This is a genomic window from Amphibacillus sp. Q70, from assembly GCF_052055485.1.
In the GTDB taxonomy this organism is placed as follows: Bacteria; Bacillota; Bacilli; order Bacillales; family Amphibacillaceae; genus Amphibacillus.
In genome coordinates this window covers 2,702,468-2,727,933 of record NZ_CP197171.1, presented here as the reverse complement: position 1 = coordinate 2,727,933, position 25,466 = coordinate 2,702,468, and the positions used below count along the sequence as shown (strand labels likewise).

General features: G+C 36.5%; 26 protein-coding genes. 2 read left to right on the top strand and 24 right to left on the bottom strand.

Features of this window, described 5'->3' with window-relative positions:
* The 18 genes from ACS127_RS12085 to smc all read right to left on the bottom strand — a co-directional run bounded on the left by ACS127_RS12085 (position 1) and on the right by smc (position 19,200).
* Positions 1-483, bottom strand: coding sequence for a tyrosine-type recombinase/integrase (locus ACS127_RS12085; RefSeq protein ID WP_440895298.1), 483 nt, complete (start codon positions 481-483; stop codon positions 1-3).
* Between the two features lie 15 nt (positions 484-498).
* Positions 499-804 carry a site-specific integrase gene (locus ACS127_RS12080; protein WP_440895297.1) on the bottom strand — a complete coding sequence of 102 codons (306 nt, stop codon included), beginning with the start codon at positions 802-804 and terminating at the stop codon, positions 499-501.
* Positions 805-1,369: 565 nt separating this feature from the next.
* Positions 1,370-3,448, bottom strand: a complete 2,079-nt coding sequence (topA, locus tag ACS127_RS12075) for a type I DNA topoisomerase (RefSeq protein ID WP_440895296.1) — start codon at positions 3,446-3,448, stop codon at positions 1,370-1,372.
* Between the two features lie 499 nt (positions 3,449-3,947).
* Positions 3,948-4,859, bottom strand: coding sequence for a DNA-processing protein DprA (dprA, locus tag ACS127_RS12070; protein ID WP_440895295.1), 912 nt, complete (start codon positions 4,857-4,859; stop codon positions 3,948-3,950).
* Positions 4,860-5,174: 315 nt separating this feature from the next.
* Positions 5,175-5,450, bottom strand: coding sequence for an EscU/YscU/HrcU family type III secretion system export apparatus switch protein (locus tag ACS127_RS12065; protein ID WP_440895294.1), 276 nt, complete (start codon positions 5,448-5,450; stop codon positions 5,175-5,177).
* The gene (locus ACS127_RS12060; RefSeq protein WP_440895293.1) at positions 5,447-7,213 is read right to left on the bottom strand and encodes a hypothetical protein; all 1,767 of its coding nucleotides are present in this window, start codon (positions 7,211-7,213) and stop codon (positions 5,447-5,449) included. The genes ACS127_RS12065 and ACS127_RS12060 overlap by 4 nt, the downstream gene beginning before the upstream one ends.
* Positions 7,194-7,994, bottom strand: coding sequence for a ribonuclease HII (locus ACS127_RS12055; RefSeq protein ID WP_440895292.1), 801 nt, complete (start codon positions 7,992-7,994; stop codon positions 7,194-7,196). The genes ACS127_RS12060 and ACS127_RS12055 overlap by 20 nt, the downstream gene beginning before the upstream one ends.
* Before the next feature lie 119 nt (positions 7,995-8,113).
* A complete protein-coding gene (gene ylqF, locus ACS127_RS12050) occupies positions 8,114-8,962 on the bottom strand; it encodes a ribosome biogenesis GTPase YlqF (protein ID WP_440895291.1) in 849 nt (282 codons plus the stop codon).
* 10 nt (positions 8,963-8,972) lie between these two features.
* Positions 8,973-9,536: a signal peptidase I gene (gene lepB / locus ACS127_RS12045; protein ID WP_440895290.1), complete on the bottom strand. Its 564-nt coding sequence runs from the start codon at positions 9,534-9,536 to the stop codon at positions 8,973-8,975.
* 299 nt (positions 9,537-9,835) lie between these two features.
* A complete protein-coding gene (gene rplS / locus ACS127_RS12040; protein WP_440895289.1) occupies positions 9,836-10,180 on the bottom strand; it encodes a 50S ribosomal protein L19 in 345 nt (114 codons plus the stop codon).
* 155 nt (positions 10,181-10,335) lie between these two features.
* A complete protein-coding gene (gene trmD, locus ACS127_RS12035; RefSeq protein WP_440895288.1) occupies positions 10,336-11,061 on the bottom strand; it encodes a tRNA (guanosine(37)-N1)-methyltransferase TrmD in 726 nt (241 codons plus the stop codon).
* Positions 11,061-11,576: a ribosome maturation factor RimM gene (gene rimM, locus ACS127_RS12030; RefSeq protein ID WP_440895287.1), complete on the bottom strand. Its 516-nt coding sequence runs from the start codon at positions 11,574-11,576 to the stop codon at positions 11,061-11,063. Before rimM ends, trmD begins: the two co-directional genes overlap by 1 nt.
* A gap of 615 nt (positions 11,577-12,191) precedes the next feature.
* On the bottom strand, positions 12,192-12,419 hold the full coding sequence (locus tag ACS127_RS12025) for a KH domain-containing protein (RefSeq protein ID WP_440895286.1): 228 nt from the start codon (positions 12,417-12,419) through the stop codon (positions 12,192-12,194).
* Positions 12,420-12,433: 14 nt separating this feature from the next.
* On the bottom strand, positions 12,434-12,706 hold the full coding sequence (gene rpsP / locus ACS127_RS12020; protein WP_440895285.1) for a 30S ribosomal protein S16: 273 nt from the start codon (positions 12,704-12,706) through the stop codon (positions 12,434-12,436).
* A gap of 80 nt (positions 12,707-12,786) precedes the next feature.
* On the bottom strand, positions 12,787-14,139 hold the full coding sequence (gene ffh / locus ACS127_RS12015; protein WP_440895284.1) for a signal recognition particle protein: 1,353 nt from the start codon (positions 14,137-14,139) through the stop codon (positions 12,787-12,789).
* Between the two features lie 13 nt (positions 14,140-14,152).
* On the bottom strand, positions 14,153-14,479 hold the full coding sequence (locus ACS127_RS12010) for a putative DNA-binding protein (RefSeq protein ID WP_440895283.1): 327 nt from the start codon (positions 14,477-14,479) through the stop codon (positions 14,153-14,155).
* 145 nt (positions 14,480-14,624) lie between these two features.
* Positions 14,625-15,614, bottom strand: a complete 990-nt coding sequence (ftsY, locus tag ACS127_RS12005) for a signal recognition particle-docking protein FtsY (protein ID WP_440895282.1) — start codon at positions 15,612-15,614, stop codon at positions 14,625-14,627.
* Between the two features lie 16 nt (positions 15,615-15,630).
* The gene (smc, locus tag ACS127_RS12000; protein WP_440895281.1) at positions 15,631-19,200 is read right to left on the bottom strand and encodes a chromosome segregation protein SMC; all 3,570 of its coding nucleotides are present in this window, start codon (positions 19,198-19,200) and stop codon (positions 15,631-15,633) included.
* 111 nt (positions 19,201-19,311) lie between these two features.
* On the opposite strand from smc, the gene ACS127_RS11995 reads away from it, so the two are divergent.
* Positions 19,312-19,533 (top strand): DUF1128 domain-containing protein, encoded by a 222-nt coding sequence (locus ACS127_RS11995; protein WP_440895280.1) that lies wholly within the window; start codon positions 19,312-19,314, stop codon positions 19,531-19,533.
* Positions 19,534-19,588: 55 nt separating this feature from the next.
* Here the strand turns inward: ACS127_RS11995 and rnc are convergent, their stop codons facing one another.
* The 6 genes from rnc to fapR all read right to left on the bottom strand — a co-directional run bounded on the left by rnc (position 19,589) and on the right by fapR (position 23,897).
* Positions 19,589-20,278 carry a ribonuclease III gene (rnc, locus tag ACS127_RS11990; RefSeq protein WP_440895279.1) on the bottom strand — a complete coding sequence of 230 codons (690 nt, stop codon included), beginning with the start codon at positions 20,276-20,278 and terminating at the stop codon, positions 19,589-19,591.
* 97 nt (positions 20,279-20,375) lie between these two features.
* Positions 20,376-20,609 carry an acyl carrier protein gene (acpP, locus tag ACS127_RS11985; RefSeq protein ID WP_440895278.1) on the bottom strand — a complete coding sequence of 78 codons (234 nt, stop codon included), beginning with the start codon at positions 20,607-20,609 and terminating at the stop codon, positions 20,376-20,378.
* 32 nt (positions 20,610-20,641) lie between these two features.
* On the bottom strand, positions 20,642-21,379 hold the full coding sequence (gene fabG / locus ACS127_RS11980; RefSeq protein WP_440895277.1) for a 3-oxoacyl-[acyl-carrier-protein] reductase: 738 nt from the start codon (positions 21,377-21,379) through the stop codon (positions 20,642-20,644).
* Position 21,380: 1 nt separating this feature from the next.
* A complete protein-coding gene (fabD, locus tag ACS127_RS11975) occupies positions 21,381-22,316 on the bottom strand; it encodes an ACP S-malonyltransferase (protein ID WP_440895276.1) in 936 nt (311 codons plus the stop codon).
* A gap of 1 nt (position 22,317) precedes the next feature.
* Entirely contained in the window at positions 22,318-23,319 is a 1,002-nt protein-coding gene (plsX, locus tag ACS127_RS11970; RefSeq protein WP_440895275.1) for a phosphate acyltransferase PlsX, read from the bottom strand.
* Complete coding sequence (fapR, locus tag ACS127_RS11965; RefSeq protein WP_440895274.1) at positions 23,319-23,897, bottom strand: transcription factor FapR; 579 nt, start codon at positions 23,895-23,897, stop codon at positions 23,319-23,321. Before fapR ends, plsX begins: the two co-directional genes overlap by 1 nt.
* Positions 23,898-24,661: 764 nt before the next feature.
* Between fapR and ACS127_RS11960 the strand changes: the two genes are divergently transcribed.
* Positions 24,662-25,291 (top strand): PepSY domain-containing protein, encoded by a 630-nt coding sequence (locus ACS127_RS11960; RefSeq protein WP_440895273.1) that lies wholly within the window; start codon positions 24,662-24,664, stop codon positions 25,289-25,291.
* Positions 25,292-25,466 lie beyond the last annotated feature (175 nt).

The window sequence follows — 25,466 nt, the reverse complement described above, 5'->3', positions numbered from 1 at the left end:
TTACTTTTTCTGCACTATTGGATGCGTTTTCATATACACATCCTTCAAGCAATCCTTTGTTACGTGAGTATAGACCTGTGTTGAAGAAAGATGAGCATGCCCTAATAATTCTTGTATAGTTCGCAGATCAGCACTTGCATTTAACATATGTGTTGCGAACGTGTGACGTAAGGCATGAGGATGGATGTGAGCTGTAACAGCTGCTTCTTCAACTATTCTATTTAATACAAATTGAATACCACGAGTTGTAATCAGCATTCTTTTAGCATTTAAAAAAAGGAAGCTCGTTCCTTCTTGATTTTTCTTTAATAATTGTTCTCTTCCAGCATTGATATACTGTTGCAGTGCTTTTCCAGTGAAAGAGCCAAAAGGTATATAGCGCTCTTTTCTCCCTTTCCCCATAACTAGCGTTTGCAAAGAAAAATCAATCACGTCAACTGTTAAACTGACACATTCACTTACACAGATACCAGCTGCATACATAAGTTCAAGTAAAGCTTAATTCCGCTGCCCAATCGATGTCGATAAATCACTTATCGTAAATAATTCTGCTAATTCCTCTTGATATAAAAAAGGAAGTAGTGCATGCTCAGACCTGGGCAATGAAACTGATAAAAAAGGATGACTCGTTGTTATGTTTTCTCGCTCTAAATATCGATAAAATGTACTTAAGCTAGAAATTTTTCGGGCAACACTTTTTCTACTTAACTTCTGTTGATAGAGATGAGTTAAAAAATATCGGACAACTCGATCATCAACCACATCAAAACCAGTGATATTCTCTTGCTTTAAAAAATTGACCAAAACATTGATAGCTTGATTATAATACTTTAAGGTATAGTGCGATACAATTTTTCAATCTTTAAATATTAACTAAATTGTTCTTGAATCTTATTGTTGTCCAGTGTTACACCTCATTAATGCAGGCGATTAAACCGTATCATATTGTCATCATTAACGCAAATTATTTACCGAATAATATTAAAGTTCAGAATCCTTTATATATTTATATCATATCACAATAAATAAACGTCAAGCAAATTTACTTACCAAACAAAAATTATAGCGCTAGCTTCTGAAATTGTCAATAATTTAAAGTTCTGTTAGTCATTCATCTTTCATTACTAGATTAACAAGTTAAAGATCAATGGCTTAAAGTTTACCCATTTTACAAACAAAAAAAGACCACTTCTTTGTAGGTTTAAGCTAGACACAATTATTTTCTAAAATCATTACTTCAATCAGTGGGCGTTAGGGCTACGTCTTGTAGACCTGCGATTTATAGACGGTTAGCTGTGATAAAAATGACTTAATAATTTTCTAATCATAAAAAAACTGTACACTTGTTTAGAGCAAGTGTACAGTTTGGCTATTTTTGTGTCTCTTCTTTGTAGTCACAAGCAATACATTGAACATTTACGCCTTTTTTAACCTTTTTCTCAACTAATTGTTCATTACACTTTGGACATAAGCGTGGAATAGGTTTATCCCATGACAAGAAATCACACTCTGGAAATTGATCACAACCATAAAATGTTCTGCGTTTTTTAGATTTGCGTTCAACAATTTGACCTTTTTTACATTTGGGACAGGTAACGCCAATTTCTTTTAAGATAGCTTTTGTATTTCGGCATTCTGGAAAGTTAGAGCAAGCCATAAATTTGCCATAGCGCCCCATTTTATAAACCATTTCGTGACCGCACTTTTCGCAGTCTTCTCCAGCTGGTTCATCTTTAATTTCAACTTTTTCCATCTCTTCTTCTGCAACTTTAAGTCTTTTTTCAAATTCTTGATAAAAGCTATCAATGATCTCAACCCAATTGCGTGTCCCTGCTTCGATCGCATCAAGGTCATTCTCCATCTCTACCGTAAAGTCAATATCAATAACTTTAGGGAAGAATTCGACAACGAGATCAATCACAATGATTCCTAACTCAGTCGGTACAAATCGCTTATTATCAAGGGTAACATAACCACGTCGCTGAATTGTATCCAACGTTGGAGCATAAGTAGAGGGTCGGCCTATCCCCTTCTCCTCCATTGTTTTCACTAAACGGGCTTCTGTATACCTAGGTGGCGGCTGAGTAAAATGCTGATTCGGAACTATTTTGTCAGCTTCAACAACCATTCCTTCTTCAAGTGTAGGCAACAGTTTGTGCTCTTCTTTTTTATTATCATCATTACCTTCAATATAAATCTTCATAAAACCTTTAAATTTAATCTTTGAACCTGTCGCACGAAAAGCTACCCCATTTTGATTTAATTGGACAGTCATCGTATCCAAAACAGCCGGAGCCATTAAACTGGCAATAAATCGATCCCATATTAATTTATAGAGTCGATACTGATCTCTAGATAAAACTGATTTTAAAGCACTTGGTTCCCGGAAAGCTGAGGTTGGTCGTACAGCTTCATGAGCATCCTGTGCTTGATCTTGATTTTTTACTTTTCTTGTTACACCTAAAAATTCTTTCCCATATTGCTCGGTAATATATTGACGTGCTTCTGTACGAGCTGTTTCTGAAATACGCGTTGAATCCGTCCGCATATAAGTTATCAGCCCGGTTATCCCACCATCTTTTTTGCCCAAGTCTATACCTTCATATAACTGTTGGGCAAGCATCATTGTTTTACGTGCTCGGAAATTCAATTTTCGAGCAGCTTCTTGTTGTAGTGAAGAAGTTGTGAACGGTAAGGCAGGATTGCGTTTCCTTTCTTTTTTCGTCACCTTCCCAACCGTGAACTTCTTATCTGGTATTCGTCTCAGTATATCATCAACGGCCTCTTTATTTGGCAGTTTAAGTTTTTTTCCATCTAAACTATAAAAATAACCTTCAAATGATTCAGTACCTGCTAAGAACTGGCCATCAATGGACCAGTATTCTTCTGGTTTAAAGTTCTTGATTTCATTTTCACGATCAATAATCATCTTAACGGCGACAGATTGAACACGTCCAGCACTTAAACCTTTCTTCACTTTTTTCCATAGTAATGGACTAATGTTGTAACCCACTAATCGATCTAAAATACGTCTTCCTTGTTGAGCATCAACAAGATCCATATCAATTTGACGTGGATGTTTAAATGAATCCTTGACTGCCTCCTTGGTAATTTCATTAAAGACAACACGACAATCAGAATTTGGATCAACATTTAAACTATGAGCCAAATGCCATGCAATAGCTTCCCCCTCACGATCCGGGTCAGCGGCAAGGTAAACTTTTTTAGCTTTTTTGGCTGCCGTTTTCAACTCTTTTAAAACAGGTCCTTTGCCTCGAATCGTTATATAACTAGGGTTATAGCTGTTTTCGAAATCTATTCCCATTTTGCTTTTTGGTAAGTCACGGACATGCCCCATCGAGGCTTTAACTGTATACTTTTTTCCAAGATAACGTTCTATTGTCTTGGCTTTTGCTGGAGATTCAACAATTACTAAATAATCTGACATTCTTTTCCCTCCCAAGAGGTCTGCTTTTATTTGGATCATATTAGAAAAATATGCACACATTCACTAGTACATGGATGTGATGGCTCCGACGTTCCTATAGGACAAGGAAAGCTTCAGAGCGATACATCGCACGAAGAAAATGGATCTTTATGTTCGAGGATGTAGATAACTTAGTCGAAGTTCCTTTGAGAGCATTAGTTTTTCTAATATTTAGTACCTTTAAATTTTTTTCTTCATCAAAGGACTCCTTTGGGACTCAGAATAAGCAAACCATTTATTCTTGTACAATCTGAAAAGATAAGTAAACTTTAGACCTTAATTCCACATGGATGTGATGACCTTAGTCTTTCCACAAATCTTTTCGATGGGACGAGTAACCGCAAACCTTTGATAAAATTATATGCTTACTTAATATATAAAATAAACATTCACTATTATTAAATACTTTCTAGTCATTTGTCAAATATATATAATTTTAATCATTGCTAATTTTATAAAATTAGTGTATTTCTGATCGGATTTGCCTCCAATTTCGTTTAATTAGTTCCCATTCTTGAAGAATATCATAGGTATTTTGAATTAATTTTGCCCCATTTTGAATTAAATGATGACAGCCTTTGGCTTGAGCCAAACTGATAGCACCAGGTACTGCCATCACTTCTCTCCCTTGCTCTAATGCCTGATCAGCTGTTATCAATGAGCCACTTCTCTCTTGAGCTTCAACGACAAGTGTCGCAAATGACAAACCACTGATTAAACGATTTCGCTCTGGGAAATGGTAGCGCTCTGGCTTTAAATGTGGTGGATATTCGGAAATAACGAGATGATTTTTAGCTAGCCGATGAAATAAGTCAAGGTGCTTTGATGGATAGGGATGAAGTAAACCTCCGGCTAAAACAGCTATAGTTCTGCCCTTATAGTAATCAGCAATTCGGTGGGCATAACCATCAATACCATATGCCATTCCACTGACAAATAACCATTCTCGGTCAACTAATGGCTTTAATAGTCGATACATATGTTGCTTGGCTAATTGAGATGGGTGTCTTGTTCCAACGACAGCTAACGATGGGGAATGTTGGAGGTAATCAGATCTGCCTAAACCATATAGGATAACTGGAGGATCAGGAATTAGCTTTAATAAGAGTGGAAAATCTTGATCAAGAATGGTCCATATTTTAAAATCAGCTAATTTCTTTGATACTGAACAATCCTCTTGATACTGTTTAATATAGCGATAAAGTTTTTCAGCTCTTCTAACAGGGAGTTGATAAGTATTTACCAATTCATTTGTCGAATGGTGAAATATTTTTGAACATGTTGGATCTAATTTGATGACTTTTTGTAACAAGGCTCTTGTTGCTAGTGGACTTTGAGCAAGATAGATGAGGCGATTTCGAGGGGAATTCAATTCACACACTCCTTATTTTATATTCATCTCGCAACTTCATTGTTAAGCCAATCCTAGTTTGCTTAAGGGCGGATCTATTTTTAACTACAGGACTGGACTTGGCAAATAAATGATTTTAGTTAACACCGGGTTTCCATAAAAGCTTTGTTTTAGACATACAGATAAGATTTGTTCCACTTTCTTCGAAAATGCAAACCCATTCTTGCCGTTAATTTCGTAAGTCTCATTACAGAAATATTAGTTTGTTCTGAATGGATTGAGTTGATTTCCCTAATAATTTCTACAACTCAGCTGGATAATCCTGCTGAGTTGTGCTTATTTCTTTTTTGTTTGATCAATTTTATATATATAAGCAAAAACTTCAGCCACTGCTTGATAAAGTTCTTCTGGTATCCTATCGTTAATATTCAATTGAGATAACACCTCAACTAAACTTTTATCTTCTTGAATGGGGACATCTGAATCTTTAGCACGTTTTAAAATTTCTTCAGCAACGTAGCCCTGCCCCTTTGCTTTAACAACTGGAGATGATGCCTTCTCCCGATCATACTGGAGGGCGACAGCCTTTTTATAGGGATGGTCTTTTTTCATATTCTCACATCCAAACTACTTTGTTTAAATGTTTGCTGATTTCGTTCGGCCTTAATGGCAATATGTTCATGGTCATCTGGAAGTACTTTATAACTGATCGTTGATAACTGGTAGTTTAATTTAGTTAATCCATCCTTAAGCAAGGTTTTATATTGATCGAGCAGATCAGAAATATCCTCATCGTTATAAACGGTTAGATGAACAACTCTATTCTGCACACTCATATCAATAATTGTTGTCCCTAATTGATTTAATTCAAGATAAAAAGCAATTCGACAATAATTAGCATCGATTTTTTCTTCTTTATCTTTCCGACTATAGAACTCGACTTCTATATCTTCCTCAATTCCAAATAAACCAGGAATATGTGTCGATAAATGTAGAAAACTTGCATCCTCATTTAAAAGGGTTAACTGTTGCCCCGTTAATAAATTCAGTAAATTATCTGTTTCTCTCATCTGTGTCGATTGCTCAGCAAAAACTTGTAATAACAGCTGTTTAAGAGGGACTGGCTGTTCAGTTAATCGTTGTTGATTTTCAGATAAGTTATGTTCAAAATCAAGACCGCTATTCAATAGATAATTCTTCATATGGATTAAGAATTGATCTTTAACCGGAAATAGATTTGCTTCTGTCTGATTGATTTGACTTAAAAGGTCAAAAATTTGAGCACTGTTTTCTCTAGGAAATTGGAGTTGAATAAGTTCTGTTAACGGCCGAATAAATTCTAACTGTTTTGCTGGTGTTGCTTGATCAATAAATTCATCTAAAGACGCAGCCGCTTGATTAGGTAATTGCTGAGCTACTTTAGCTGCGACATGATGATCTTTTAATAATGTTTGGAGCTGTTCCAGATGTTTATCGATGGGTTCAACTTGGTCATTATTCAAGTTAGTCAGCACTTTATTAAATTGAAATAATTGCTTTTCTGATAAAGCCAGTTGTTTGCTCAACTGATTAAGGAGAGCATCACTTTCTAAGTTTAACTTAGAAGCAGAAATTGGAGCATTTTGCTTAGGCACTTGAGTCAAATCAAGCTTTGTTTGGATATTCGATTCATCTTGAGTTGTTGCTCCTAAGTTCGCTGTTTGCTCACGATTAACAGTATAATTGTGTTCATTAACTGGTTCTCTATTTAAGATGACTAGCAGTTTTGTTAGTAATTGTTGAGCAGGTTGACTGAGCGGACCGTTATTTGCTAACGACTCAGCCAAAGTTTGCATTTGTGAAACTAACCCTGTTCTTGAACTGACAGCTTCCATTGATTGCATAGTCAATTCCGTAATTGGGAGCTGTTCTTTGAGCATATCGAGTAATAATGTTTTCGTTTCTTGACTATGATCATTTTTCAGTAATAACAAAGCTTGTTCTAAATCATTTTGTCGAATAGGAATTTGATTATTGATCGTTTCTTGAATAAATTGTTGATTTTCCCTTGTTGGACTCAGATTCAATTTGGCAAGAATGGATAAAATTTGATCTGCCAAAGTCAAATTAGATCCCGATGATGTCATAACTTTTAATTGAGGCAGATCTTCGACAGAAGTTACTTCAAATAAATAAGACTGTTCAGCAGTTAATGGGATCTCTAATTTAGCCATAATTTGATGCTTGCCAAATTGAACCGATGCGACTTGGTTCGGAAAAATTTGTGTCACTTTACCAAGAATAACTTGACCTTGTCGTAAGGTTAAAGGTGTTGTCATCTGATCTTTCAACATTGTTTGAAGTTGTGATGAAACATTAGAAAATAGTGATCCCATCATCTTTTCCTCCTTCTAAATAGTCCTTAATCGGTGCAAATGATTTTCGATGAATTGGGGTGACTCCATATTTTTTCAGACCTTGCAAGTGTCCGGCTGTTCCATACCCTTGATTCTGATCAAATTGATAATATGGGTATTTCTGATGATATTGGGACATCATTTGATCACGATAAACTTTAGCGACCACACTAGCCGCTGCAATCGAGATACTCTTTTGATCACCTTTGATGATGATATCACTTGAATAAGGTACATTGGGTAATGGGACAGCATCAATCAACAGATGGTCCGGCTTGGGTGCTAATTTCTTTACAGCTTGTTCCATAGCTAAAATCGACGCTTGATAAATATTGACCCGATCAATATCAACATTATCGATCACACCAATCCCTACTGCTACCGCACAGCTCTCTATTTCCTGAGCAAAAACCGTACGTTGTTTACTGCTAAGTTTCTTTGAATCAGTCAAACCTAGTAAGGAAAAATCTTTAGGCAGAATGACAGCTGCTGCCACTACTGGCCCTGCTAGTGGACCTCTACCAACTTCATCTATGCCGGCGATATATCTTTTCCCTTGATTCAGATAATATTGTTCATATTTCTTCATAGCAAGAAATTGTTTTTGCAAAAGCTGTTGTTTAGCTTGTTTATTTTTATAGACTTGAATGGCTTGTTGAACACCTTTTCGCGGATCTGTTTCCAAGGATTGTAAGACTTCCTCACTAATTATTTCTTCATTTAAATATTGTTTTATTTCAGCTATTGAACAATCTTTCATCAAATTATAATCTCCTCTATCATCCATTACTATTAATATCGACATGTTTGAGTAAGTTTTTAGAATATAAAAAAGCACAAATGAATATCAATTAAGATATGGTTTGCGCTTTTCCTTCATCAATCATTCGGTTGTTCTAAAGTAATTCGCCCTACTTTCCCGTTGCGAAAATCACGGATAATTAACTCAGCTGTTTTACTTAGATCAACACTGCCACCTGGGGCTAATGCTCCCCTTTGTTGTCCGATTTGCTCAAGAATTTGTTCAAAATCAGCTTCGACATCCTCTAATTGATATCTTTCCATTAATAGATGGGGATATGATTGCTGAATATAGTTTAAAGTAAAACGAGTAATATCCTCAATCGAAAGTAATTGGTCTTTTATCGTACCAATGGCAGCTAATTGATAGCCTACTCTTTTATCTTCAAATTTCGGCCACAAAATGCCTGGGGTATCTAAAAGTTCAAAATCCTTTTTCACTTTAATCCATTGCTGTTGTGTCGTTACTCCCGGACGGTCACCTGTTTTAGCCATTTTTTTACTTGCTAACCGATTAATTAATGTTGACTTGCCAACATTAGGTATACCGATGATCATCGCTCGCCCAGCCCGAGGACGAACCCCTCTACTTTTTAAGCGAGCCATTTTTTCACTTGTCATTTTTTTTGCTGTTTCAATTACCTTTTGAATATCTTGCCGATTTTGCACATCAACAGCAATTACTTCAACAGCAGCTTCTCTAAGTTTTTCGATCCATTTAGTAGTCATATTCGGATCAGCTAAGTCTTTTTTCATCAATACTTGCATCTTTGGTTTTTGTTGCAGAATTTCTTGTAACATTGGATTTTGTGATGCAGATGGGGCTCTTGCGTCAACTAATTCAATCACAAAATCAACTAATTTTAATTTTTCTTGTACTTCTCGTCTAGCTTTTGCCATATGGCCTGGAAACCATTGAATTGTCATTTTTTCACCTCTAATTTAACGAACTGATTCGACTGAAAGGCCAATAGATAAATCTCGCCTGCCCGATAATATCTTCTTCTGGGATCAAACCAATCATTCGGCTGTCTGTTGAGTTTTGTCGATTATCGCCAAGAACTAAATAATAACCCTCAGGTATCACTTGATGTTGCCCAGGAATGCCTTCAGCTAAGTTAAAATCGTTTGTAAATGGGGAGTTATGTTGATTGTCATTTAAATGATCAGCTAAAAACGGCTCTTCAACTAATTGGTTATTAACATACAAATGATCCTCTTTATACTCAACGGTTTCACCGGGTAAACCAATGACCCGTTTAATGTAGTCTTTCTGTTCGGTTGCATGAAAAACAATGATATCAAAACGTTTCGGATTTGATAATTGATAAGATAGTCTTTCAACAATGAGGTAATCTTGATCAATTAGAGCTGGGGACATGGATGGACCTTCGACCTCGATTGGGATAATTATAAATGCTCGGACTAACCAAACTAAAAAAAGAGCAACAATAAAAGCTTTGATCCAGCTTAACCATTCACTTTGTTCTTTTTCCTTCATCATCTCACCACCGTCATCCAAAACATTTAATATGTAGCATTAATCAAATTTTACCCTTTCATCAAAACCTTAAAACCTACTTGAATATTTTAAACGTATATGAACAAAAGCGCAAGCAATCGGTTAATGACGATAGAAATTGATATTGAATTATCGTAAATCATGATCAAAATTTAATAGCTGTTAAACCGTTAAGTTAAATATAACTATTTTTTAATCATTCAAATGATGACATAGCTGGCTTTCCCTATATATTGAAAAAAGGAGCTTGAGATCTCAAGCTCCTTAACCTTTTCATTTTAGCGAATTTCTTTAATACGTGCTGCTTTACCGCGGCGTTCACGCAAGTAGTATAGCTTAGCGCGACGTACTCGGCCACGACGAGTAACCTCAATCTTGTCTACTCGTGGAGAATGTACTGGAAAAGTACGTTCTACCCCTACACCGTAAGAAATTTTTCGCACAGTAAATGTTTCACTAATTCCACCATTTTGGCGCTTAATGACAACACCTTCAAAAATCTGAATACGTTCACGAGTACCTTCTACAACTTTTACGTGAACTTTTACCGTATCACCTGCACGAAACTTAGGACGGTCTGTACGAAGTTGGTCTTTGGTAATATCTGCAATTAATTGCTGCATGTGTATACACTCCTTCTCAACTAATGCTCATGACCGATAAACTATGGCAGCGGAACATCGTTCTATAACAAAAGCATTCGCTTTTGACCGACAATAAATATATCATAAAAGAGAGAGAACTTCAAGCCATATTTAATTTTTTAACCATTTAAGTGTTATTGCAATTCGTTCAGCCATTGTCTTTCTTCAGCTGTTAACGGATAATCTTTTAATAAATCTGGTCGGCGTTCTTTCGTCCTTTTTAGAGATTGTTTCTTACGCCATTCCGTGATTTTGGCATGATGGCCAGACCGCAAGACCTCTGGTACCTGATGCCCCTTAAAATCAGCCGGTCTTGTATAATGAGGGTGCTCTAATAAGCCTGTAGAAAATGAATCTTCAGCGGCTGATTCCTCATTACCTAGTACTTCTGGCAATAATCGAACGACACTATCAACAACGACCATCGCACCAAGTTCTCCCCCAGTTAAAACGAAATCACCGATTGAAATCTCGTCAGTAACAAGGGACTCGCGGATTCGTTCATCATAACCTTCGTAATGTCCACAAATGAAAATAAGATGGTCTTCCTTGGCTAATTCCTCTGCTTTCTTTTGTGTAAAGCGTTCACCTTGAGGGCACATCAATATGATTCGAGGTGGGGTGTCTGGATTTTTTTTTATTGCTTCAACAGCTGAAAATATCGGTTGTGGCATTAAGACCATACCTGCTCCGCCACCGTATGGATAATCGTCAACTTTATGGTGTTTATTATCTGCATATTCCCTAAAATCAATGGTTTGATATTGTACAGCGTCTTGTTTTTGAGCATTATTCATGATTGATGACCCCATAACACCGGAAAACATCTCTGGAAATAAGGTGAGAATATCAATTTTCATTAGGATAACAACCCTTCCATCGGCTCAATAATAACATAATTCTCTTTAACATTTACCTCTTTAACAATTGGCTCAATATACGGAATCAGTAAATCCTTGTCATTTTTTCTTTTGACTACCCAGACATCATTTGCTCCTGGGGCCAATATCTCTGAAATTTTCCCAAGGGATTCTCCTGAAGTTGTTTTTACATCACAGCCAATAATCTCATGGTAGTAATAACTTCCTTCTTCTAATGAATGCTGATCGGTTGCTGGTATTTTTAAAATACCTTCTTTAAAGTGTTCGACTTCATTGATCGAAGTAAAATCTTCAAATAATAACATATCAAACTGTTTATGCTTTCGATGCTTTTGAATCGTTACTTTTATTGGCTCAGACTTGTCTTTCAAAAATAGGTATAGTTGATTGCCTGGCTTAAAGCGTTGTTCAAAATCAGTAATACGCACAACTTTAACTTCTCCTTTAATGCCATGAGTATTAACAATTTTGCCTACATTAAAATATGGCGTCATTTCATCACCTGCTTTTTTACTTAGTTTATTTTATAAACTGGGAACAATTATTATATTGATAAATTCTAAAGTTAAATCAGTGATTTCCACTGCAGATGGACGCTTTCCACGGGCACGGTCTCAGCTAACTCGAGAAAGAAGATCACTTTCCCGAGTGGATCTTCGACTCGCGCTATTCCCGTTGGAGTCGCCACCTTCCGTTCCAATCACCTAAGTGATCCGTTAAAATTTAATAATCGCTTTGAAGACGATAAAAAAATTAATTTTAAACTATTATTTTTCTTTTTAACTCAACTTACACACACTGAAAATAGTCATTAGCGCTTGATCGTATTCAGGAGACGTGCTATTCAATGTCCCTATTGATTTTATCTGTACATGATGTACTTCTTCGCACGTTAGGTGCGTTATGTCGTTCCGAAAAGCAATAAATTTGCTTTCCACGGTATTGAGTCCTACAGGACGGAGGTCATGCAGGTGTTGGTCTCTGCACCCACGGAAAGCGAAACATATCTCACCTGCGGGTCTATAACAAAGTATATATAATAGTTAAATAACTATACTTTCAATAAATGTTTACATACAGAAAACAGGGAAAGATTACCTTCCCCTGTTTTACATGATATCGAGATAAATGCGTTTTTTCGTATCAGAACCTATCGCATAAACAACAGTTCGAATTGATTTTGCAATCCGTCCATTTCTACCAATCACTTTACCTACATCGTCGGGATGTACAGTTAAATGATAAACAATCTTACTTGTTTCCTCTTTTTCTGTTACTTCAACAGCTTCAGGGTGATCTACCAATGGTTTAATAATTGTTGTTATTAAGGCTTTCATGTTATCACGCTACCTTACTTTTGATTTTTCTGGTCGTGGAACTTTTTCATGATGCCTTCATTAGAGAATAAGTTACGCACTGTATCGCTTGGTTTTGCACCATTTGCCATCCAGTTCAATGCTTTTTCTTCATCTAATTTCACTTCAACCGGATTAACTACCGGATTGTATGTGCCAATTTGCTCAATAATACGTCCGTCACGTGGTGAACGTGAATCTGCAACAACCACACGATAGAAAGGGTTGCGTTTAGATCCTACGCGCTTTAAACGAATTTTAACTGCCATGTCTAGCACCTCCATTAAATAATGTTTTACACAATTTTAAATTGTAGCAGATTATTTTTAGCCTGTAAAGTGTTTTTACATTACATCATCGGAAAATTAAAACCTTTTTTGCGTTTTCCCTTTTTCCCACCTGGTTTCCCGGACATCTGCTTCATCATTTTTTTCATTTCATTAAACTGCTTCAATAAACGATTCACTTCAGATATTGGTCGTCCAGAACCTTTGGCAATCCGTTTTTTACGACTGGAATTCATCAAGCTAGGGTCTTGCCGTTCTGCTTTTGTCATCGACTTAATAATCGCTTCAACATAAACTAATTGTTTTTCATCAACTTGAACATTTTTAAGACCTTTCATTTTGTTTGCACCAGGGATCATCCCCAACAAATCATCTAAAGGCCCCATACTTTTCACCTGTTCCATTTGATCAAGAAAATCATCAAAATCAAAACTAGCAGAGCGCATCTTTTCTTCAAGTGCTTTCGCCTTTTTCTCATCAATATTATCTTGCGCTTTTTCAATTAAGCTTAAAACATCTCCCATCCCAAGAATACGTGATGCCATTCGCTCTGGATGAAAAGCCTCTATTTCATCTAATTTCTCACCTGTACCGATAAATTTAATTGGTTTATCAGTCACTGCCTTAATCGATAAAGCCGCTCCACCACGTGTATCACCATCAAGTTTAGTTAAAACAACACCTGAGACGTTTAATTGATTATCGAAGCTTTCAGCAACATTGACTGCATCTTGACCAGTCATCGCATCCACAACTAAGAAGATCTCGTCTGGAGAAACATTTTCTTTAATTTGAGTAAGCTCACCCATTAAGTCATCATCTACGTGTAAACGACCCGCTGTATCAATAATGACATAATCAAAGTGTTCTTCCTTCGCATACTCAATTGCCTCATTAGCAATATCAATAGGACTCACTTCTGTCCCTTTTTCAAAAACAGGAATATCTAGTTGTTTACCTACTGTTTGTAGCTGGTTAATCGCAGCTGGCCGATAGATATCAGCTGCCACTAGTAATGGCTTTCGATTATACTTTTTCCTTAGTAAATTTGCTAGTTTACCTGTCGTAGTTGTTTTACCCGCACCTTGTAAACCAGCCATCATAATGACTGTTGGTGGACGCTCAGCCACAGCAATTTTACTTTGCTCGCCCCCCATTAAATTGGTTAATTCTTCTTTAACAATTTTAATCACTTGTTGACCAGGTGTTAAGCTTTCCATCACTTCTGAACCAACAGCGCGTTCTCTAATTCGTTTGACAAAGTCTTTAACGACTTTAAAGTTAACATCAGCTTCAAGTAATGCCAAGCGTACTTCTCGTGCCATTACTTTTACATCTTGTTCACTTACTTTCCCTTTACCTGTCATTTTCTTAATCGTACTTTGCAGACGGTCAGCTAAACCTTCAAATGCCATAGAGGAGTACCTCCTAATCTAATTCTTTTAATATTTTGACTAACGCGAGGATCTTTTCTTGTTCGTTATGATGAGCTGCTTCTGATAATTGATCTAATATCCTTTGTCGTTGAATAAACTTATCATACAACTTCAGCTTATCTTCATAATTCGTGAGCATAGATTCTGTTCTTCTGATATTATCATAAACGGCTTGTCTAGAGACATTAAAAGCTTCCGATATTTCACCCAAGGAGTGATCCTCTAAATAATAGAGTTCCATATAATCACGCTGTTTCGGTGTTAATAAGGCTTGGTAAAAATCAAATAAATAATTGATTTGTGTCGTTTTTTTTAACATATCAGCACCCCTCGTTAAGTAACAAACCTTTACAATAAGAATACTAGGTGAAAATCAATCTGTTTGTCAAGTCTATGACTTCTTCTTTATAACGTCAATTATTTTTTATTAATATATTATAATTGTAAAAGAAGAAAATAAAAACTTATTCTTCCTGCAGCATTTCTGCAAATAAGCCGTAAACAAAGGCATTAGGATCGAAAGTTTCTAAATCTGTTATTTGTTCACCTAGCCCGACAAGTTTCACTGGGATATTCAATTCTTTTCGAATCGCTAAAACAATCCCCCCCTTAGCGGTTCCATCAAGCTTCGTTAAGACAATCCCAGAAACATTGGTCGCTTCGGAGAAGATCTTCGCCTGACTTAAAGCGTTTTGTCCCGTTGTAGCATCTAAGACAAGTAACACTTCATGTGGTGCATCAGGTATTTCTCGTTCAATCACACGGTTTACTTTGCTCAATTCATTCATTAAATTGACTTTGTTTTGCAGCCGCCCAGCCGTGTCGCACAGCAAGACATCTGCTCCCCGGGATTTTGCAGCTCGAATACCATCATAGATAACAGCAGCTGGATCACTTCCTGCACTTTGCTTGATCACTTCAACTCCAGCTCGTTCGCCCCACACATCCAATTGTTCGATTGCACCTGCTCGAAAAGTATCACCAGCAACTAGTAGAACCTTTTTCCCTTGTTGTTTAAACTGATAAGCTAACTTTCCAATCGTTGTCGTTTTACCAACACCATTGACACCAACAAACAAGATGACTGATAAATCATCGTCTTTCATATTTAGAGTTGATGCAGCCGCATTACCCTCTGTATAAATTGTAACTAACTTTTCTGAAATAACTTCTTTCAATTCATTTGATTCTTTGATATTTTGACGTTTAACTTCCATCTCAAGTTCTTCAACCAATTCCATAACCGTATTAACACCCACATCAGCCGATATTAACACATCTTCTAGCTCTTCGAAAAAGTCTTCATCTACTTTTCGATAGCGTGCGATTAAATCATTTAATTTGGTTGAAAAAGACTGCCTTGTTTTTTCTAATCCCGATTTGTATTTATCTGATACTTCTTCTGCTTCGCTAGAAGAAGTAAATTTATCCTTTAATTTCTTTAAGAAACTCATTTTACATCCCCTTTCTTCACTTAGTTTCTAATAATTCGTCAGTTTCCTCCAGTTTAACGGAGACAAAGCGAGAGACACCTGATTCCTGCATGGTTACACCATATAATACATCTGCTCCTTCCATTGTACCCTTACGATGTGTAATCACAATAAATTGTGTTTCTTCACTATATGTTTTTAAATAATGACTGAATCGGTCGACATTTGCTTCATCCAAAGCTGCTTCAACTTCATCTAAAACACAAAATGGAACAGGTCTCACACGAAGAATGGCAAACAGTAAAGCAATGGCTGTTAATGCTCGTTCGCCACCAGATAAAAGGGCGAGCTGTTGTGCTTTTTTACCTGGTGGTTGTGCCTTTATCTCAACTCCTGTTGTGAGCAGTGCACTGGGATCTGTTAACGTTAATTCTGCATGCCCGCCGCCAAATAATTGACGAAAAACATCGGTGAATTCATTTTTTATTTGGGAAAAGGTTTCCTCAAACCGTTGTTCCATCTCCTGATCCATTTCATTAATAACAGCATAAAGTGTTGCTTTTGCTTCCTGTAAGTCGATCTGTTGTGACGTTAAAAATTGATAGCGCTCTGCAATTCGGTCATATTCATCGATCGCCCCTAAATTGACCGTCCCTAACTCTTCAATTGTCCGCTTAATGAGTTTTACCTTTCGACGTAGGGATTTTAAGTCATCTGCTTTGGGATAAACTTCTTTAGCTTTCTCGAAGCTCATTTCATACTCTTCTTGCAACTGCATTAATCGGTTTTCTAGATCTACATCTAAACGATTCGCCTTTACTTCAATCGTCTGTCTTTGATCAATTAACGCTTGTCTTTGACCTTGTAAGAGACGATGCTTGTCTTCACGCTCTGCCAAAGCCTCAGTTAATGACAGGCGTTCTTTTCTTTTCGTTTGAATCGTCTTTGTGACCTCTTGCTTATCATTTTCATTTGTCGTTATTTTTTGGTCTAGCTCAGACACATGTTCAATACTTTCCTCTATTTTAGTAATTTCATCTATTTCTGCTTCAACTTGATCAATGGTTGATTTTAAATCAGTTAATTTATTTTCTAGTTGCTTGACCTTTTCAGTTTGATAAGACATTTCTTTTTTGTCTTCAGCAGATTTAACTTCTAAGGTTTGAACTTTTGACTGTAACAAAGCTTTGTTTTTTTCAAAATCTTTTTGTTGTGCGGTTAATTTGTCAACTTGCTCCTGAATTTGCTTTATTTCTGTACTTAACTGAAGTAAATTTGTTTCATTTTCTTGCTTTTCTGTTTCTAAGCGGCTGTATTCAGAAGCCATTTGTGCTTGATCTTGTTGAGCCATTTCAATTTGCTTTTGATAATGTGAAAGCTGAATTTGATTAGATTGTAAAGCCCCCTCATTTTGATGTAGCACAACTTGGTTAGCTTCTTTTTTCTCATTCAAATCAACGAGCTCCTCATCATATTGATTGAGAAGGGCTTTTTTTTGTTCGATTTCTTGTTCAAACGCATTAATTCGCTGCTCGAAGTCTGTTATTTTATTAGCTAGTGTTTGCAACTCCTTATCTCTAGTAAACAAAGGTTGATTCGTTGCTTTTCGCGCACCACCTGTCATCGAGCCACCAGGGTTAACGATATCACCATCCAGGGTTACCACTCGATAGCGGCGATCAACGAGTCGAGCCAATTCATTCGCATCCTTCAAGGATTGAGCGATAATCGTGTTGCCTAATAAATAATCAACAACTATTTGAAAAGTTGAATCTGTCTGTGGGGCTGTATTAGCAATTGTCACAAAACCCGGATGTGTTTCTAATTTTGATAAATAGTTAGTTGGAATTTTCTTTGCCTTAATAACATCTAACGGGATAAAAGTTGCTCGTCCCTTATTTTGCTGTTTCAAAAAGGAGATCGCTTTTCGTCCTGCTTGTTCATTAGAAACAACGACATGCTGCGCTTGAGTAGCTAATGCTGTTTCAAGTGCAACGAGATAACGATCTGGAATATCAATCAGCTCGATAACAGCTCCGTGAATTTGATCGACCTTTCCTTGTTCCCTAGCTTGTAAAACTGCCTTTACCCCAGAATAAAAGCCTTGAAAATCATCCTTCATTTCTTCTAACATTTCTTTTCTTGATTGCAATCGATCAATTTGGCGATTGCCTTGTTCGAGCTTTGCTTGCATATCAGCTAATCGTTCATTTTCTTGATGACGCTTGCTATTTTTTTGATTGATCTCTTCGGTTAGATGCGCTGCTGCTGTTTTTAGCTCTGCATTTTTATCGATTAATTCCTGTTTTTCTTTCTGTAATTGCTCATACTCACTGTTATTAGTCGATTGTTTCGATAGATCTCCTTCTTTTTGATCCGTAATCTGTTGAAGTTGTTGATCAATCGTTTTTATCGCATGTCTTGTTGTTGCTTGCTCATTAAGTTTCTCGATATAATCGGCCTTGTTAGACTCAATTTGATGTTCCAATTCACCTTGATCAAGCTTCAACTGTTGTTGAAGTTGATTCAATTCATCAGTAGTCTCTTTTCTCGTCTCTCTGATTTGCGTTAGCTTTTCTTGTTCCTCACTAAATTGTTGCTCAGTTATGTTCACTTGTTCAGTTAGATCAGATAACTGCCGAGTTAATTTTTCTTTATTTTCTGTTGTATGTTTTGATCTTTCTAAGATGACGTTTTTTTGTCCCGTTAATTTTTCAAATGATTCAGTTAAAGTGAGTAATTTTTGCTGATAAGTTTCAATCGTTTCATCAAGTTGTTCGATTTGATGCTGGTCTTTTTCTATCTGGGCAGCTTCAACTTGCAGGTCAACTGTGTATTGATTTTCTTGTTCTTTTAAATGATCAATTTCTTTCAAGTATTGCTGCCATTCACTATGTAGCATTTCTATTTCCGTTCGTAATAGAGTAACTTCAGCTTCCTTTAACTGTTCTTTTTGAGTTAAATATTCTTTTGCTCTCGATGATTGCTGTTTTAACGGCTCTAATTGCCCTTCAATTTCAAAAATAATATCTTCCACACGATTTAAATTTTCTTGTGTTTCAGCAAGTTTATATTCCGCCTTTTTCTTCCGATTTTTATACTTTAAAACGCCAGCGGCTTCTTCGAAAATGGTTCGTCTTTCTTCTGCTTTTGAGCTTAATATTTCTTCGATTTTTCCTTGTCCAATGATTGAAAAAGCTTCTCGCCCTAAACCAGAATCTAGAAATAAGTCAATAATGTCTTTTAGGCGACAAGACTGTTTATTTAAGAAAAATTCACTTTCACCGGATCGGTAAACACGTCTCGTTACACTTACTTCCTGATAATCAATGGGTAAGGCTCGATCTTGGTTATCTAAAATGAGAGTAACCTCCGCTATATTTAACGGTTTACGCGTATCACTACCTTGAAAAATAATATCCTCCATTTTTTCCCCGCGCAATGATTTGACAGATTGCTCACCTAATACCCAACGAACCGCATCCGTAACATTGCTTTTTCCGCTTCCATTTGGACCGACAACAGCTGTTACGCCTGGTACAAAATCCACCGAGATTGGTTCAGCGAATGATTTGAATCCAACAGACTCTAATCTTTTTAAAAACATAATTTTCACCTATTTCATTTAAAAATGACAATCATCTCTTTCTATTTCAACTCATTTATTTTATCATAAAGAGAGCTATGATAGAAGGCTAGTTTGCGAAGGAGGAGAATAATGGACTTATCTGCAGCAACTCAGGAAAACTTGTCCTACATTTTAAAGAGGATTGGAGAAAAACTGGATGTTGTTAATGTCGTTTTGCTTGATCCAGTAGATTATAATCTCGATAAATATGAAGATTTAAAGTGGTTATATGACCATATCATGACCAAGGACTCACTCAGCATTTCTGAAAAGCAAGCTTTTATTGAGGAATTAGCAAATATTCGTAAATAATATAACCGTTGGCTCGTTTTTACGATTCATTTCATAAAAACAAGCCAACGTTCAACTAAATCGAATTCTGTTGTTTGTCTAATGCTTTTTTAGCAGCACGCTGCTCAGATTCTTTCTTTGTCCGACCATGTCCAATACCCACTACTTCTTTATTTATTTTAACATGGGCAATAAACTCTCGGTCATGTGCTGGACCATTTTCAGCAACAATCTCATAGTTGATCTCAGCATGTTTATTTTGTTGAATGAGCTCTTGGAGCTGACTTTTATAATCTAATGCATGTGAAAAGATACCTTGTTTAACTTTGGGGTAGACATGTGCGTGTAAAAAACTAACGACTGTCTCAAAACCTTGATCTAAATAAAGTGCACCAATAAAAGCTTCAAATACATCCGCTAATAAGGCAGGGCGCTTTCTTCCACCTGTTCGTTCTTCACCTTTGCCAAGCAGTACATAACGATCAAATTGTAGACTTAATGCAAACTTAACTAAGGCAGGCTCACATACAATAGCCGCACGTAACTTAGTTAGTTCTCCTTCAGGTTTATTTGGATAAGTTCGATATAAATATTGAGAAATACCTAATTCAAGGACAGCATCACCTAAAAATTCTAATCGTTCGTTGTCATGATGCATTCGGTTTCTATGTTCGTTCACATAAGAGGAGTGAGTGAAAGCTTGAGTGAGAAGCTTCTGATTATTAAATTGGATCCCTAGTTCTTCTTGCAAGGGGCTGAAATTCATTACATTTAACACCTCCTTTTCTCTTTATATATTAGCTTTTCTCTAGGAAAAATGCAAAGGTCTCGTACAAATTGACGAGACCTTTTTTGTTATTTGTTTATGCATGGCTGTCTATGTATTCAACAGCATCGCCAACTGTTTCAATTTTTTCTGCTTCATCATCAGCAATTTCCATATCGAACTCATCTTCTAACTCCATAACAAGCTCAACAACGTCTAATGAATCTGCTTCTAAATCCTTTTGGAATGAAGCGTCCATCGTCACTTTATCCTCTTCAACATCAAGACGATCAACAACAATTTGTTTTACGCGTTCAAATGTATCTGCCATTTCTTTCACCTCCTTTAAAGTAAATATTTTGTCTACATCACCATACCACCATTAACATTTAAGGTTTGTCCAGTGATATAATTGGCATCATCTGAGGCTAAAAAAGCTACAGCTTTTGCTACATCCTCAACCGTACCCAGTCTTTCAAGGGGAATTAATTTAAACATCTCTTCTTTTAACGACTCATCTAATTGATCAGTCATCTCTGTTTCGATAAAACCTGGTGCCACTGTATTAACTGAAATATTACGTGAAGCAAGTTCCTTCGCTGCGGTCTTTGTCATTCCAATAACTGCTGATTTAGCCGCTACATAATTTATTTGTCCAGGATTACCACTAATACCAACAACGGATGAGATATTAATAATTTTCCCTGACCTTTGCTTCATCATTTGTCTTGTGACAGCTTTCATACAGAGGAAGACACCCTTTAAATTGGTATCAATCACTTGATCAAATTCTTCTTCCTTCATCCGCATCAATAAATTATCTCTTGTGATACCTGCATTATTAACTAAAACATCTAATGAACCCCACTCTTGTATGATCGTTTTAATCATTTCCTTAACTTCTGCTTCATTGGAAACATCAGCTTTTAATACAAGGGCTTGCTGTCCAAATTGCTTAACTGCTTCAGCTACTTCCTCAGCTTTTGCTTGATTACCCGAATAATTGACAGCAATGTGGTAACCTTTATTTGCTAATTCTAATGCAATGCCACGGCCAATGCCGCGGGAAGCACCAGTCACTAACGCTACTTTAGCCTTCACTCTATTCGCCTCCCTGATACCAATTGATAAAAGCTTGGAACGATGATTGGTCTTGAATCGAGAAAACTTTTGCCCGACGGGATACTTTTTTAACAAGACCTGCTAAAACTTTTCCATTACCAACCTCAATAATGGCATCTAAATCATCATTTAACAACTGTTCAATAATTTCATGAAATCTAACAGGTGAATAAAGTTGTTGAACTAACAATGCCTTTAACTGATCGGCATCCGTCGTCTTTTTTGCTGTAACATTTGGATAAACTGGAACAGCCGCTTCAGAAAAATTAATATCTGTTAAAATATTCTCCAAATCTACTGCAGCAGATTTCATCAATCTAGAGTGAAAAGGCCCACTAACATTAAGTGGAATAACCCGTTTTGCACCTGCATTTTTTAGCAATGGCATTGCCTGTTCAATTCCAAATTTCGTACCTGAAATAACAATTTGTCCAGGACAATTTAAATTCGCTAAGTCAACAACTTCAGTTAAAGCAGCTAGTTCAGACTTAATCGTTTCTTGATCTAAACCAAGTATGGCAGCCATGCCGCCATCCCCTTCTGGATAAGCCTGCTCCATTAGCTTTCCACGTTGATGAACAAGTGATAAAGCTTCCTTGAAGGATAAGACATCCGCTGCAACAAGGGCACTATACTCACCTAAACTATGACCTGCTACGACCTCTGGCTTAACACCTGCTTCTCGTAATTCTTGATGAATTAACTGACTGATTAATAACAAAGCCGGTTGGGCAAAAGAGGTTTCTGTTAATTTATCCTCAGGTCCTTCTTGAATAATTTTTGATAATGAGAAGCCAAGGATTTCATCCGCTTGTTGAAATAAAGCTTGATTCTTTGGGTTCGATTCAATAAAGGATTGTCCCATTCCAACTTGCTGAGATCCTTGACCTGGAAAAATAAAGGCTAGTTTTTTCATTCTAGTCCCCCTCTGTAGTGTCCATTTTTCGAATGGTTTCTTCTATCACGTCTGTCACTTTGTTCTCAACCATATGACACGTTTGTTGAACGGCATTATAAATCGCACGGCCATTAGATGAGCCATGTGCTTTAATCACAGGTGCTGCTAAGCCAAATAATCCAGCACCCCCATACTCAGCATAGTCTAATTTACCTTTTAATTGTTTAAGATCATTTTTAAGTATTCCTGCTGCTAACTTTGTTTTTAACGAAGCCATGAAGGTCTCTTTTAACAAACCAAACATCATCTCCGCCGTTCCTTCAATAGTTTTCAGGGCAATATTTCCACTAAAGCCATCAGTGACCACAACATCAGCAACACCTGCTAAAATATCTCGAGATTCAACATTGCCAATAAAGTTAATCGGAGCAGTTTGTAACAATTCAAACGCCTGTCTTGTCAATTCATTTCCTTTTCCATCTTCAGTTCCTACATTCAGTAAACCAACACGAGGGTTGTTATTCCCTCTCACTTTTTCACTATAAATCGAACCCATAATACCATATTGAAGTAATTGTTTGGGCTTAGCATCAACATTTGCTCCGACATCCAAAAAGACAAACCCTTTCCCGTCAATCGTTGGTAGAGTAGGACTCAATGCCGGGCGTTCAATACCTTTAATTCTACCTACTTGAAAAAGACCTGCACTCATTAGTGCACCCGTATTCCCAGCCGAAAGACAAGCATCTGCTCGGCCTTCTTTAACTTCATTTGCCATCAAAACTAGTGAAGCTTTCTTTTTCTTTCGAACAGCTCGAACAGGTTCATCATCACCCGTGATTACTTCGGTCGTATGTAAAATAGTAATGCGTTTATCATTCGTCAAGAAGGGTTTGATTTTCGTCTCATCGCCTACTAAGGTAATTTCAATATTATCGATTGATTCTATCGACAACATTGCCCCTTCTACAACTGATTGAGGGGCATTGTCTCCACCCATTGCATCGATAACAATTTTCATTAGCTCAACTCCTTAATATTTTCCGTCGAACGATACATCGTAAAGTATCCTGAAAAAACAAGTTCCTGATCGACAAAGCTCTCAACCACTACTCGCGTTCGGCGATGCTTCTCAATCGATTCAACATAGGCTTTAGCAATCACACGTTCTCCTTGTTTTACTTGACGAGAAAATTTAATTTCTGCTTTCTCCGTTAAGGCAAGCTCATCATCAATGACTGCAACGGCAAGGGAATTCGCTTGAGCAAATAAATGATGCCCTCGCGCAATATCATTTCGAGTAAATACATGTTCTTTGCTAATATCTAAAATAGAGATCGCACGTTGGTCTAATTCAAGATCAATAATTTCCCCGATGACATCATCTAATGGCAGAGCTTTTACTGTTTCATTCCATTGGTCTTTTGCCACTGACTTAATTCGCTCTCTTAATTCTGGGATCGCTAGTTCCATTCGATCTAAACGTATCGTTTGAATACTAACAGAAAATTCTTTAGCCAACTCTTCATCCGTAATAAATGGTGCCTCTTCAATCTTTAATTTAAGACGTTCTTGTCTTATTCGTTTAGGTAATCTCATTTCTACACCACCTGAATATATTTCAATCCTTCATAGTCATCACGCCAAAATGTAATAGCATTGTGTCTCAGTTTGCCCGAACTTACTCGAATAATCCTGCTGAACAGCCTAGACATCCGCCGAAGGCTTACACCCACATGGACATAATAACTAACTGGATGTACAGTTGTTTGCTGAACATCCTCACTTCAGCAAGGCGTTTAAATGCTCTTCTCATTTGGATAGCGCCATGGCATTGCCTCAATCCCTATCTCTCTGAAAATATAAGGACATTTTCTTTAGGCAATCTCTCGCTAACAAAGCCTTTCTTATTCGACTGAATAAGTTAATCTTATGACTAGGTACTAATAGTAATATAGCGAAAAAATTAATATATTGCAACCCTTATTTTTTTAAAATAATTACTTTTAATATCTATGGCTATTTTTTATATAATTGTATTTTTACAGAATAAATATATGAAAAAGTTCATTCATGTCAGTAATAAATTAAAAAAAGCAGTCAAATTAAAATCATTTATTTTAGCTAAATTCCATCTCTCTTTTAACCATAAAATATTTTTTAATAAGTTCTTGTTCTTCTTCTCTAGATTTTTAAAAAAATTGCATAAAACCGCTTATATAGGTACATATTACTTGATAAGAACCCTTCAGAGCATCAAATGAACTAAATTTCAAAATTTTTGTTTGATTCTTTTTTAATGGGTATTATAATCTTATATTCTAAATAACTCCCACTGTGGAGATTGAAAGGGATTGACTATCATGAAAAAACTTTTGTTCCTATGCCTAACCCTATTTATTTCCATTACTTTAGCAGCTTGTGGTACAGGCAATGACAACGACACAGGAAATGATCCGACAAATGATGCCAATACAAACGATAATGTGAATGAAGATGTTGATACAAATGATACAAATGCTGATTCAACCAATGAAAATGATTCCTTTGATCTAACAAGTGCAGCCTTAAGTGTGGAGGAAGCAATTAACGTCTTCCAAGAGAATTTCCCAGATACAAGTATTTCCTCTATCCAATTGGAAGAAGAACATGGAGAACTTGTCTATGATATTGATGGCTATGATGATACGACGGAATACTCTGCAGAAATCAGTCAGGCTGGTGAAGTAATAGCTCAAGAACAAGAACAAAAAGAAGCAGATGATCAATACAATGAGTTAATGATCAATGATTATATCACTGCTGAGGAAGCCTTATCTGCAGCATCTGAAGCTTCTGAAACAAATGGAATTACCCCGAGAAGCTGGTCATTAGAATTTGAAAATGGCAACCCAATATATGAAATAAACTTCGAAGACCCAGGTTCTCAGGAAGTAGAGGTTTATATTGATGCACAGTCTGGAGAACAGCTGCATGTGGAAGTAGATGATTAATAGCTCAACTTTCACATTAAATTAAGCCTAAATCAATCATGTCTTTGCTTGATTGATTTAGGTTTTTTTGCGTTAAAACAGATAATGCGAAACTTCAATCAGTGGGAGTTGAGCTTCTCTAACTAGTTATCTAAAAGTAACTCATTTTATCATTTCCTGTCCAATCAAAGAAAAA